General features: G+C 49.4%; 11 protein-coding genes. All 11 read right to left on the minus strand.

The features are described 5' to 3' along the window. Positions 1–263: 263 nt before the first annotated feature. Positions 264–533: a 30S ribosomal protein S15 gene (gene rpsO, locus K331_RS0104480; RefSeq protein WP_025679857.1), complete on the minus strand. Its 270-nt coding sequence runs from the start codon at positions 531–533 to the stop codon at positions 264–266. Between the two features lie 161 nt (positions 534–694). Further along, on the minus strand, positions 695–1,642 hold the full coding sequence (locus tag K331_RS0104485; RefSeq protein ID WP_028589362.1) for a bifunctional riboflavin kinase/FAD synthetase: 948 nt from the start codon (positions 1,640–1,642) through the stop codon (positions 695–697). A 47-nt stretch (positions 1,643–1,689) separates the two neighbouring features. Continuing rightward, positions 1,690–2,613 (minus strand): tRNA pseudouridine(55) synthase TruB, encoded by a 924-nt coding sequence (gene truB / locus K331_RS0104490; RefSeq protein ID WP_028589363.1) that lies wholly within the window; start codon positions 2,611–2,613, stop codon positions 1,690–1,692. Next, entirely contained in the window at positions 2,610–3,587 is a 978-nt protein-coding gene (locus K331_RS0104495; RefSeq protein WP_028589364.1) for a DHH family phosphoesterase, read from the minus strand. The genes truB and K331_RS0104495 overlap by 4 nt, the downstream gene beginning before the upstream one ends. A gap of 22 nt (positions 3,588–3,609) precedes the next feature. Beyond that, positions 3,610–3,963: a 30S ribosome-binding factor RbfA gene (rbfA, locus tag K331_RS0104500; RefSeq protein WP_018883361.1), complete on the minus strand. Its 354-nt coding sequence runs from the start codon at positions 3,961–3,963 to the stop codon at positions 3,610–3,612. Between the two features lie 21 nt (positions 3,964–3,984). Further along, positions 3,985–6,489 (minus strand): translation initiation factor IF-2, encoded by a 2,505-nt coding sequence (infB, locus tag K331_RS0104505; protein WP_028589365.1) that lies wholly within the window; start codon positions 6,487–6,489, stop codon positions 3,985–3,987. Then, on the minus strand, positions 6,482–6,805 hold the full coding sequence (locus tag K331_RS0104510) for a L7Ae/L30e/S12e/Gadd45 family ribosomal protein (protein ID WP_025679865.1): 324 nt from the start codon (positions 6,803–6,805) through the stop codon (positions 6,482–6,484). The genes infB and K331_RS0104510 overlap by 8 nt, the downstream gene beginning before the upstream one ends. After that, positions 6,798–7,109 carry an RNase P modulator RnpM gene (gene rnpM / locus K331_RS0104515; protein ID WP_018883364.1) on the minus strand — a complete coding sequence of 104 codons (312 nt, stop codon included), beginning with the start codon at positions 7,107–7,109 and terminating at the stop codon, positions 6,798–6,800. Before rnpM ends, K331_RS0104510 begins: the two co-directional genes overlap by 8 nt. 23 nt (positions 7,110–7,132) lie before the next feature. Further along, complete coding sequence (gene nusA / locus K331_RS0104520; protein ID WP_018883365.1) at positions 7,133–8,230, minus strand: transcription termination factor NusA; 1,098 nt, start codon at positions 8,228–8,230, stop codon at positions 7,133–7,135. A 114-nt stretch (positions 8,231–8,344) separates the two neighbouring features. Then, complete coding sequence (rimP, locus tag K331_RS0104525) at positions 8,345–8,806, minus strand: ribosome maturation factor RimP (RefSeq protein ID WP_025679867.1); 462 nt, start codon at positions 8,804–8,806, stop codon at positions 8,345–8,347. Positions 8,807–9,189: 383 nt separating this feature from the next. Continuing rightward, the gene (locus K331_RS0104530) at positions 9,190–13,506 is read right to left on the minus strand and encodes a PolC-type DNA polymerase III (protein ID WP_028589366.1); all 4,317 of its coding nucleotides are present in this window, start codon (positions 13,504–13,506) and stop codon (positions 9,190–9,192) included. Between the last annotated feature and the right edge of the window lie 157 nt (positions 13,507–13,663).

Raw genomic sequence — 13,663 nt, forward strand, 5'->3', positions numbered from 1 at the left:
ACTTCGGCATAAAACAAGTATTTCCTGCTTCACGCGTATTCATAATGGATGCAAGCCACTCATTTCAAATGTATTGGATTGTATCCATAACTCAAATCATTTATATTAAGAAATCTTCAATGAACATACTGCATTGCAGTGAAAAGCTTGTCCATTTATAAATTCGATCATCTTAAAAAATAACCTGGCTGCTGTCCGCAGTCGCCTCCTAAGGGACAAGCGGTGAACAACCAGGTTGTTTTTTTGGATAGCTTATCTAAAAATTAACGACGCAATCCAAGTCTTTCGATCAACGCGCTGTAACGTTTAACGTCAGTCTTCTTCAAGTAAGCCAAAAGCTTACGACGTTGACCAACCATTTTCAGCAATCCACGACGGGAGTGATGATCTTTCTTGTGCGAACGAAAGTGGCTTTGCAAGTTAACAATGTTCTCCGTAAGGATCGCGATTTGTACCTCTGCAGAACCAGTGTCGGATTCATGAGTTTTGTACTCACCAATCAATTGTTGTTTGCGCTCTTGAGTCAATGCCATTCTGTTCACCTCCTTCATTATAATCGCCATTAGCCTCGTAACCGCCGGTGAGAGCGAGAAACCAAGCCAAGGTTCAGTGTTGCTTGACACAACATAAAACAGTATAGCACACCAGCATGTCCTATGTAAATCATGGAATGCTGTTTTGCATGAATTTACATCTATTCAGCTGAGGAGAGCAATTGGCGTGCTGTGTCCGCATCATGGCCAATCTGAGCCACCAGTTCATCCACAGAAGCAAATTTCCGTTCAGGTCTTATGTAATAGTACAAATCAACCTTCACCTGCTCGCCGTAAATATCCTCCGCAAAGTCAAACAAGTGTACCTCAAAGGAAGGTCGAGTTACTCCATCATGGAAGGTAGGCTTCACGCCCACATTCATTACCCCGCTGTACACCGCGTCCCGTACATGAGCTTTCACAGCATACACGCCCTTGGTCGGCATTACAAATTTATCCTCTAGCTGCAAATTCGCTGTCGGAAAACCAATCGTCCGTCCGCGCTTCTCACCGTCCGCTACGATTCCACGTACTCGGTATGGACGTCCCAGCCAGCTACGTGCTCTTGCAAAGTCTCCGTCCTGAAGTGCACGACGAATACCCGAGCTACTGACCTTCTCTCCATTCAGCTCATAAGGAGGGACCGTCTCAACCTGCATTTCTTGCCCGCCCAACTCACGTAGCAGGGCTTCATTGCCTTCACCGCGATATCCGAAGCGGAAATCAAATCCAACTACGGCCTGCTTGACCTGAAGCGGGAGCAACAATTGCTGTACGAAGTCAGATGGGGATACCTGCGAGAATTCCGGATTGAATTCCACAATATATAGAATATCCACTCCCATGGATTCCAGCACCTCCTGCTTCTCAACAAGTGGCGTAAGGTAGCCTTCGTAATCTCCCTTCTTCATTACTTCCTTCGGATGTGGGTAGAAAGTCATTACGGCAACGGGATATTCATGTTTCTGGCCGAATGCAATCGCATTGCGGATCACACTGGCATGTCCCATATGAAGGCCGTCAAATTGGCCAATAGCCATCACCTGCGGACGTCCCCATGTCTGCAGTAGCTCCGGTAAAATTGGGTACGACAGTGATACGGTTATCATATGATTTCACCTGCAATTCATCTTCGATTTCACGGGAGCCCGTGCATCTATCCATTGCCTGGAAGAAATACCTTCACTGGTGCAATAGCACTCGACGATTCTTCACGCTTGTAGATTCCTAGAAACTGTCCATTCTCCCGATAAAGACGAATCGGTTGATCTGTACTTACAGGAGGATGAACTACAGTGAAGGACAGACGCTGTCCCTGTAATGCTGCTGTCGCCTTGGCTTCCTCAACAGTATGTGAGGCTAAGAAGGATATCGCCTCATCCACAGGAATCAGATATTTATCCAGGGTCCCATCTGCAGCATACTGCTCAATCTGCTCCAGCGTCAAGCAACGATCGAGAGGAATCCCTGCCGACATCGTACGCTGAAGCTCTACCATCGTAGCTGGCAATCCAAGCGCTTGTCCAATGTCTACACATAGGGTTCGGATATAGGTTCCCTTCGAGCATAGTACGCGGAAGGTAATATCCGTAAAGGAGTCATGATGCACACACTCCGTCATTTCGATCTCATGTATAGTTACCTGGCGACTCTTTCGCTCAACGGTCTTTCCCTCACGAGCCAGCTCATACAATCTCTTGCCATCAACCTTAACGGCAGAGTACATTGGCGGCACCTGAGAAATGGTTCCTATGAACTGCTCCAGAACCGCCTTGGCTTCCTCCAAAGTCACATGACTACCATCTGCTTGCTCCAGAACGGTTCCCGTCAGATCTTCCGTATCTGTCGAGATACCAAGGCGTAGCGTGGCTCGATATTCCTTGGGCTGCTCCTGTACATATTCGACGACACGCGTAGCTTTGCCCAAGCACAAGGGCAGTACGCCTGTCACCTGTGGGTCCAGCGTCCCTGTGTGTCCGATACGCTTCATACGCAGCAATCTGCGAGTCTTGGCAACGACGTCATGAGAAGTGAAGCCCGCTGGCTTGTATACAGGTAGTATTCCTTCCCAGTGGCTCATAGCATCTCCTTCGCCTTCATAACAATCTGGTTCATCGCCTGCTCCAGCGAGTCCTCGATACGACAGCCAGCGGCACGTACATGCCCCCCGCCACCGAAGCTCTGAGCCAGAGCCGCAACATCGACATGACCCGCAGAACGAAGACTGACCTTGACAGACTGCTCTTCTACTTTCTTGAATAGAATACCGACTTCCACACCCTCGATATTTAGCGCATAGTTCACAATGCCCTCAAGGTCTTCATTAATAGCACCACAGGCAGCCATCGCTTCCGGCGTTACATAGACCCAAGCAATTTTACCATCATCCGTCATGGACAACGTCTGCAGTGTATTCGTTAGAATCCTGAACTGGGATCGGGTCAGCCGCTCCAGAAGCATTTCTGACAAGCCTGGGCCATCCACTCCGTAAGTCAGCAGCTTCGACGCAATAGCCATAACCTTCGGCGTAGTATTGGAGTAGCGGAATCCGCCTGTATCCGTCAACAGCCCGGTATACATAGCTGTAGCGACGTTAACATCCAGTTCCAGATCAAACTGCTCCAGTAGATCAAACAGGATCTCAGCCGTTGCCGCTGCATCCGTCTTGATGAGGTTCACGACACCATATCCGTTATTGGTCGGATGATGATCGATGTTCAAAATAAGGGCATCCTCCGCAAAATACTGCTCGGTTAGTCCAACCCGTCGGTAATCAGCACAATCGACTGCAATGACCCGGCTATACTTCCGTTCAGGTGGCTGAGCCGACAAATCATGTATTTGATCGGCGTTCCACAAGAAGCGCATTCGCTGCGGAATCGGTCCCTCATTCAGCATTGTGAATTTTTTGCCCAGACATGAGAGAAGCCAGCCCACCGTTAAGGTGGAGCTGACTGCATCTCCGTCAGGCTGTACATGCGACACGATCAGGTAATCATCATGCTCCATCAGAAATTCCTTTCCTAGTTGAAGCGCCTGTTCATAAGTGTGCATCGCCGTCTCCTTTACATTCAGTTCAAGATTGTTCTTCTTTCTCGATATCACTCAGCAGTCTCTCAATGCGGCTGCCGTAGGCGATGGACTCGTCGATCTTGAAGATCAGCTCAGGCACATGACGAAGGCGGATACGTTTACCTACCTCCGAGCGAAGAAATCCGCTTGCCTTCTCGAGCCCCTTCAGAGACCCCTGCTTCTGTTCCTCATCACCCAACACACTCAGATATACTTTGGCCTGTGACAAATCGTTGGTTACCTCTACACCGGTTACTGTAATAAAGCCGATGCGTGGGTCCTTTAGTTCCGACTGAATTAAAAGACTCAGTTCCTTTTTGATTTGTTCACTGACTCGTCCCGTACGTATTTTAGCCATGGATGTTCTACCTTTCTGCCCTTAGCGCTCCACGGTCTCCATGACGAAGGCTTCAATAACATCCAGTTCCTTCACATCATTGTAGCCGTCCAGAGTAATACCGCACTCGTAGCCTTGTGCAACTTCCTTGGCATCATCCTTGTAGCGTTTCAAGGAATCAATCTTGCCTTCGAAAATTACAATGCCGTCACGGATGAGACGCGCTTCTGCCGAGCGAGTAATTTTACCGGAGGTCACCATACAACCAGCAATCGTACCGACCTTGGTAACTTTAAATGTACTTCTTACTTCAGCATGCCCGATAATATTTTCTTTATAGATTGGATCAAGCATTCCCTTCATGGCCTGCTCAATCTCTTCAATTACATTATAGATAACGCGATGCAGACGGATATCTACCTTCTCAGACTCAGCTGTAGCTTTCGCCTGATTATCCGGACGGACGTTGAAGCCGATAACGATCGCATTCGAAGCCGCCGCTAGAATAATATCCGATTCATTGATAGCACCCACGCCATTATGAATAATCTTGACGCGAACACCTTCCACTTCGATCTTGTTCAAGGAGCCCTTAAGCGCCTCAACCGAGCCCTGCACGTCACCCTTAATAATGACGTTCAGATCCTTCATCTCGCCGTCCTTAATGTGCTGGAACAGGTCATCCAGGGTAACCCGAGTGTTGCTGCCCAGCTCGGACTGACGATGAGTAATAGCACGTCTGTCAGCGATCGCACGAGCTTTGCGCTCATCCTCGAACACCATGAACGGATCACCAGCCAGAGGCACCTCTGTCAGACCTGTAATTTCTACAGGCGTAGACGGCCCGGCTTCCTTCAGACGACGACCCTTGTCGTTCACCATCGCACGCACACGACCGAAGCAGTTACCAGCTACGAACGCATCCCCGACTTTCAGCGTACCGTTCTGCACCAAGATTCGCGCTACAGAACCGCGACCTTTGTCCAGCTCGGCTTCAATAATCGTACCACGAGCACGCTTGTTAGGGTTAGCCTTGTATTCATTGACCTCGGCTACCAGCAGGATCATCTCAAGCAGATCCTCCAGCCCCATGCGCTGCTTGGCAGACACGTTCACGAAGATCGTATCACCGCCCCACTCTTCAGGTACCAATTCATATTCAGTCAGCTCTTGCTTGACTTTATCCGGATTCGCATCCGGCTTGTCAATCTTGTTGACAGCCACAATGATCGGAAGACCTGCAGCCTTGGCGTGATTGATCGCCTCAACAGTTTGCGGCATGACACCGTCATCCGCTGCCACGACTATGATCGTCATGTCCGTTACTTGTGCACCACGGGCACGCATCGCTGTAAAGGCTTCGTGACCAGGCGTATCCAGGAAGGTGATCTTCTTGCTGTTGATCTCAACCTGGTAAGCACCAATATGCTGGGTGATCCCGCCAGCTTCTCCGCCAGTTACGTTCGTAGAACGAATCGCATCAAGCAAAGTCGTCTTACCATGGTCAACGTGACCCATAATGGTAACAACGGGTGGACGTGTAACCAGATTAGCTTCATCGTCAACCTCTTCTACAGTCTCGAAGCGGTCTTCTTCAACCGGAATCTTCACTTCAACCTCAACACCGAAATCGCCGGCAAGCAGCAAAATGGTGTCCATGTCAAGCTCTTGGTTGATTGTCGCCATTGTACCAAGGGTAATGAGCTTCTTGATTACCTCGGATGCATCCTTGTGGAGCAGCTTAGCAGTCTCGCCTACAGTCATCTCTCCACGCACAATAATCTTCTTAGGCGTGTTGTCGATCTTCTCGCGGCGCTCTTGCTGTTGGCCTCCACGACCTCGGTTATTGAACTTACCGCCTCGGTTATTGCCACCTTTGTTGCCACCACGGCTGTTGTTACGGTTGCCGCCCTGACGGTTGTCATCAAAACGGTTCTGTCCCGGACGGCCGCCACCGCTATTGTTGTTGCTGCGGTTGCCGCCACGATTATTGCCGCCTCCGCTTGAATTACTGCCCGAACCACTGCGTTCGGCTGTTCTTACTGGAGCTCCACCATCACGTTGTCCACCTTGCCCACCTTGTGGACGGCTATTAGCTGTGGCTGTACCTGCAGGGCGGTTGCCGCCTTGCGGACGAGGGGAGGATCCTGTATTACCTTGACTACCTTGGCGCGGTGCGCCACTGCGATTTGCATTCGACTGACTGCCTTGACTGCGGGAAGCACTTCTTTGACTTGAGTTTTGGTTTGAGTTTTGGTTTGGTTTATTATTCATACTTACCTGCTTTTCCTGTTGATTTTTGGACTGCTCTGTTTTCTGGGAACTGATCTGGGCAGCTCCGCTGTCACCAGGCTTCGCAGCACTGGATTTAATATCCTTGAAGAACTTTTCAACCTTGCTAACCGAATCGTTCTCCATTACACTCATGTGATTGTTAACGGGAATGTCCAGCCTTTTAAGGATGGTAATAATTTCTTTGCTGCTCATATTCAACGATTTGGCATATTCGTATACCCGCAATTTATCTTTGCTTTCCTGTTTACTCAATATACTCCACCTCCGACATGATCCCAGCATGTTTTACGATCAGCTTCGCGAACCCTTGATCCAGAACTGCCAGCACCACCCGTTCAGGCTTGCCGACACTATTCCCCAAGCTTTCCCGGTCAAATCCTATCAGTAGAGGAATGTTGTAAGACCCGCATTTATCACGGAATTTTTTTTGAGTATTCTCTGAAGCATCTTTAGCAAGGATGACCAGCTTGGCTTCGGAAGAGCGGACAGCCTTTAGCACGATTTCATCGCCGGTTGCCAATTGACCTGCCCTCATCGCGAGCCCTATATTAGACAGTGCTTTATTCATCATCATCAGCCCTGTGTTGTGCCGCTAGGAATTCTTCCTCGGCGGCAGCGAAATCACGAGCAAGCTGTTCGTGAATTTCCGGTTGTACTTGATGTTTGAGCGCCCGGTCCAGCGCTTTATTCTTCTGAGCCAGCTTAAAGCAAGCAGCCTTGCCGCACAAGTAGGCTCCGCGGCCTGATTTTTTTCCGGTCAGATCAATCAGCACCTCATCTTCAGGGGTCTTGACGATGCGGATCAGCTGCTTTTTAGGCATCATTTCCTGACAAGCCACGCACTTGCGCAGTGGTATTTTTCTCTGTTTCATGACCACACCCCCTCTAATTGCCACTAATCGACGGATACGGAATCCTGATGCATTTCTCCATCGGATGTTCTCGGTCTGCCGAATTCCTCTTCCGCCTGCGTCTCACTCTTAATATCGATCTTCCATCCAGTGAGCTTGGCAGCCAGACGGGCATTTTGTCCTTTGATACCGATCGCAAGGGAGAGCTGATAATCCGGTACGATTACTCGTGCCATCTTCTCTTCTTCAAACACCTGTACTTCCAGTACCTTGGATGGGCTGAGTGCATTTGCCACATATTCATCCACATTATCAGAGAAGCGCACAATGTCAATCTTCTCACCACGCAGCTCGTTCACGATAGTCTGGACACGAGTCCCTCTCGGGCCGACACAGGAGCCAACCGGATCGACTTCTGTATTTCTCGAATACACAGCAATTTTGGAGCGGAAGCCTGCTTCACGCGCAACGGAGCGAATCTCAACGACACCATCAAAGATCTCAGGCACCTCCAGCTCGAACAGGCGTTTGAGGAGGCCTGGATGCGAGCGAGACAGCATAATTTGCGGCCCCTTGGTGGTGTTCTCTACCTTAGTAATGTAAGCCTTGATTCGATCCAGATGATTGAACTTCTCGTTCGGCATGAGCTCGCCCAGCGGAAGCACAGCTTCTACCTTACCCAGATCCACATAAATATTACGCAGATCCTGACGCTGCACCGTTCCAGTAACGATGTCCTCTTCTTTGTCTACGAAGGCATTGTAGATCAGACCACGCTCAGCTTCACGAATGCGCTGTGTGACAACCTGCTTGGCCGTCTGTGCTGCGATGCGTCCGAAATCACGCGGTGTAACTTCGATCTCTGCAATATCCTCCAGTTGGAAATGTGGGTTGATTTCGCGGGCAGCTGGCAAAGAAATCTCCGTACGCGGGTCCAGCACCTCTTCCACAATCAACTTGCGGGCATACACCTTAATTACCCCAGTGTTACGGTTCATATCAACACGCACATTCTGAGCCGTATTAAAATTACGCTTGTAGCTGGAGATCAAAGCGGCCTCAATCGCCTCGAACAGAACATCCTTACTGATGCCCTTCTCTCTCTCCAATTCATTCATTGCTTCAATAAAATCCATACTCATGGACTTGTTTCTCCCCCTTTCATATCATGGCGCCCTGCTATGAGAAAGCTTGCTGATACATCAAGGCCGCCTCTCACCGCAGGACTAAACAGTCATTCGTGTGTGTGTCAAGCATTAAAATATGATCGCCAGTCTCGCTCCCGCTACCTTGGCATATGGCAATGTATACGTTTTGTTACCTATTTGAACCGTCAGCTCATCGTTCTCAAAGGAAACCAGCTTGCCTTCGAATTCCTTGAGACCGCTTATTGGTTCGTAGGTGGTCACAAACACATTTTTCCCAACGGCCTTGGCTACGTCCTGTGCCTTCTTCAGCGGACGCTCAGCTCCAGGAGAAGATACCTCCAGGAAATAAGCATCAGAGACCGGATCATTCTCATCCAGCTTCTGACTGAGAAATTCACTGATCATACTGCAATCGTCCAGATCAATACCGCCATCCTTGTCAACGAAGACACGCAAAAACCAGTTGCTTCCTTCCTTGACATATTCGACATCGACCAGTTCGAAGCCATGCTCAAGTAAATAAGGTTGGACCATTTCTTCCACGATAGATTTGATCTTTGGTGTGCTCAAAGATTATAACCTCCAAGAGTATCGTTTCCAGTTCGCCCGCTATGGTACATAGACCAAGCAAGCTGAACTCAAGTGATGTTGTCGGCGTTTACAGCCAACGGGCTGCCTTTTTATGGCGTAGTATATGAAGTTATCCAGAGAAGCAATCCAAGTAGATCAGATTACTTGTCGGGCAGCTTTCGTTAGTTACAGGGCATAGGACATGAGAAAATCATCAATTTCGGGCGAATTTCTTCTGTAGCAAATATGAAAGAGTGGGTTTCCCCACTCTTTTAGCAACGAGCCTATATCCGTAATTACCAAAAAAATTATACCATACCATCATGTAAGTGACAAGTGCCGGGACTTGACTGAATCCGTATCCCGCAGCAACACATTGACTGCTAGAACAGTGACAATTGATTGCTTTCAGGGAGTCCACGGAAGCAGCCCATTTGAGACAGCAATTCAATAATCGTCTTACTTGCCTTGGATTTCTGCTGGAAGTCCTCAACGGACAAGAATTCTCCCTGCTCGCGAGCTGCGGCAATGTTACGTGCGGCATTCTCACCAATCCCCTGCAAGGCACCGAATGGAGGAATCAATGCATCGCCATCTACCTTAAAGCGTGTCGCCTCGGAACGGTACAGATCAATCGACTTGAAGCTGAAGCCGCGGGCAGTCATTTCGAGTGCCATCTCAAGGATTGGCAGCATGTTTTTCTCCTTCGGCGGCGCCTGGAAGCCTAGCTGCTCAATCTCCACAATTTTACGATAAATGGCCTCATAGCCCTGACAGCAAAGCTCAATATCGAAATCTGCGGCACGAACAGAGAAATATGTCGCATAATATTCGATCGGGTGATATAGCTTGAAGAAGGCTGTACGTACGGCAGAGATAACATAAGCCGCGGCGTGCGCCTTCGGGAACATGTACTGGATTTTCAAGCAGGAATCAATGTACCATTGCGGCACCTTGCATTTCTTCATCTCCTCGATCCACTCTGGCGGCAGCCCCTTACCCTTACGAACACTTTCGGTAATTTTGAAGGCAAGGCTGGCATCCATGCCCGCTTTATAGATCAGGAACAGCATGATATCATCACGACACCCGATGACTGTCTTGATGTTACAGGTTCCATTTTTGATCAGATCCTGCGCATTCCCCAACCATACGCCCGTACCGTGAGACAATCCCGAAATCTGTAGCAAATCCGCAAAGGATGACGGCTGTGATTCCACGAGCATCTGCCTTACGAACTTTGTTCCCATCTCCGGTACCCCGTAAGTGGCCACTGGGGTTCGAATCTGTTCGGAAGTAACACCCAGCGCCTCTGTGGAGTTGAACATGCTCATGACCTTTGGATCATTCATCGGAATACTAGTGGGATCAACACCCGTCAGATCTTGCAGCATTCTCATCATGGTCGGATCATCGTGGCCCAGAATATCGAGCTTCAGCAGGTTCGCATCGAAAGCGTGATAATCAAAGTGTGTCGTCTTCCATTCAGCATTCGTATCATCGGCCGGGAATTGAACCGGAGTAATGTCCTCAACTTCCATATAGTCAGGAACAACCACGATCCCGCCCGGGTGCTGCCCGGTGCTCCGCTTAACCCCTGTACAGCCAGAAGCAAGACGGTTCAGCTCGGCCCCGCGCCATCTTTGGTTATGCTCTTCTTCGTATTTCTTGGCGAAGCCGAAGGCAGTCTTCTCCGCTACCGTACCGATCGTTCCTGCCCGAAATACACTTTTTTCCCCGAACAGCTCCTTCGTATAGTTGTGAGCCGTCGGCTGATACTCACCGGAGAAGTTCAAGTCGATATCGGGAACCTTGTCCCCCTTGAAGCCCAGGAAGGTCTCGAACGGAATATCCTGCCCTTCTCCCTTCAGTCTGCCCCCACAGTGCGGGCAATCCTTGTCCGGGAGATCGAAGCCGCTCGGGATACTTCCGTCGAGGAACCACTCACTGTATTTACATTCCGAATTGACACAAATGTAATGCGCCGGAAGCGGGTTAACCTCTGAAATACCGAGGAAGGTCGCAACGACAGAGGAGCCAACCGAGCCCCGTGAGCCTACCAGATATCCATCCTGATTCGATTTCTTAACGAGACGCTCAGAAATAAGATAGTTGGCAGAGAAGCCGTATTTGATGATGGGCTCCAGCTCCTTCTCCAGGCGAGCCACCACTACTTCAGGCAGATCCTCTCCATATATGGACTTGGCTGTTTCATAGCAAGTATTTCGAATTTCCTCATCTGCTCCCTCCAGAACTGGAGTGAACAGCTCATCCGGGAACAGCTTCAGCGATTCAAAACGATCCGCGAGATCATTTGTGTTGGTAACAACGACTTCGAGCGCCTTCTCTTTCCCCAAAAACTCAAACTCTGCCAGCATTTCTTCGGTGGTCCGCAGATGGGCATCTGGTTTGCGCATTCCTTTAAGTGGACTGAAGCCCGTGATCCCATGAATGGTAATATCCCGGTACAGCTTATCCCTTGTCTCCAGGTAATGCACATTGCCCGTAGCAATAACTGGCTTGCCTAGTCGATCTCCGATATCACAGACTTTGCGAATAGCTATTTTCAGCGCTTCGGGATCACTCACCAGCTGCTTCTCCACCAGGTGCATGTACATCGTAAGAGGTTGAATCTCCAGCACATCATAGAAGGCCGCTACCTCCTCAGCCTCTTCCACCGACTTGTTCAGCACCGCCTCGAAGAATTCACCCTTCTCGCAGCCAGAGATGATAAGAAGACCTTCACGCATCTCTGTCAGCTTGGACTTGGGAATGCACGGCACGCGCTTGAAGTATTCTGTGTGAGACATGGAGACCAGCTTGTACAGGTTTTTCTTCCCGACAGGGTTGAGCGCATAGATGCAGCAGTGGAATGGACGTGCAGTTGACAGATCCTTGCCGACATAGTCGTTCAGTCTGTCCAGCATGGTCATTCCCTTCAATTGTGCCGCATCATTCAGGAGTCCATTCAATACTCCACCGAGCGCAAGCGTATCATCAATGGCCCGGTGGTGGCTCTCCAGCGCTACTTTATATTTATCTGATAAAGTGTTCAGCCTGTGATTCTTCATCGTTGGAAAGAGCATCCGTGCCAGCTCCAAAGTATCCAGCACCGGGTTTTGCAGCTCCGGCAGCCCCATCTGCTTCAGGGTAGCCTGGATAAAGCCGATATCAAAGCGGGCATTATGAGCAACAAGCACTCCATCCCCCACGAATTCGACAAATTCTCTCATGACAGGCTCAACATCCGGAGCATCCTTCACCATCTCATCATTAATATTGGTCAACTGCTGAATATTGTAGGGAATTCGTTCATGCGGATTGACAAAGGTAGCATAACGGTCAATTTCCTTGCCCTCCTGCATTTTTACAGCAGCAATCTCAATAATCTTGTTCTGGGTTACGGATAATCCCGTCGTCTCAATATCAAATACGACAAAGGTAGCCGTCTTCAGCTCCAGTGGTACGGCCTGCATGACGACCTCTACGGCATCATTGACGACGTTGGCCTCTACCCCGTATATCATTTTAATATCATTTTTTTTGGCTGCCTTGGCAGCTTCCGGGTAACACTGCACGCCACCGTGATCCGTCACGGCAATCGCCTTATGTCCCCACTTGGCTGCAGTCTTCACATACGTATCTATTGAGGTTACCGCATCCATCGTGCTCATCTTCGTATGCAGATGGAATTCCACCCGCTTAACGGGAGCGTTATCCTTGCGTGAAGGCGGAGCCTGTACCTCGACCAGATCAGAAGGTATCATCGCGAGCTCTGGCACCTGCATGAAGCGATCATATTCGACGCGACCTCGCACCTTGACCCATTTACCGTTGGCCAATAGGCTAAGTATCTTGAGATCCTCTTTGGTCTTGGCGAACATCTTCATCTGCAAGGAATCAGTAAAGTCGGTCAGGTAGAAGGTGAACAGCGTGCTGCCGTTTCTTAGCTCTTTGCGATCCAGACCGAAGATTGTCCCCTGCAGGGTCACCTTCTTCTCCTCATCCTGAATCTCTTGCATGGGAACGGCCGGCTCCTTGATATCATAGCCGAACTGAAGTCGAACATCGCCTTCGTCCTCATCTGCCGGTGGCATTTCCGACTCAATGCTCTCCATCATGGCTTGGATGACTTCCCGTTCCTCTTCAAGCTTCTTCTGCTGGAATTCTTCCAAGGCTGCCTGATCTGTCTCTCCCGCCTGGATTTTAATACGCAGCGGAACATGGAAATACTGATTGTAGAAGCGGATGATCGCCTGATCAATCTGCTTCTTGCGGGCAAGCTCCAGTGACATGGCATCTGTCATGTTCAAGGTCAATAGCCCCTCATCCCATTCTTGCCCTGCTCTCGTTAGCCACCCATTCACAGAAGGAATCTCTCTATGCACCCACTCCAGGAACAATCTCCAGTACTCTTGAACGATCACTTCATGCCCAACAGCCTCTGCATACTGGAACCCGAAGGTGATCTTCGCGATATGCTGCAGCTTCTCTTGTATCCGCAGGCAGAAGGTTCGATATACTTGGGCAGGTACAAGCGTCTCCTTGTGCAGAATAATATGCCATTCTTTATTCGCCTTGCTGATCTCTACCCGCTCAATTCGTCCATCCAGAAAATAGGGATCAACGACAGCCGCCGGCATCTCAGCCTGCTTCATCAATAATTCCAGCCTATGTCTCTTATCTTCAGTTCCGCTCATGCTTTCCCCTCCTGGAACTTTGAAATCTCCTGTTCTCTCACATCATTATATCAGGATATCAAGATTAGTTGATTGAACAATACTACGCTTATATGAAGGAGCTATACGAAAAGGATGCTTATACATAACGACGCTTATACTTAACAGCACTTGTATG

Origin of the sequence: Paenibacillus massiliensis subsp. panacisoli DSM 21345 (genome assembly GCF_000426545.1) — a bacterium.
Classification (GTDB): Bacteria; Bacillota; Bacilli; order Paenibacillales; family Paenibacillaceae; genus Paenibacillus; species Paenibacillus panacisoli.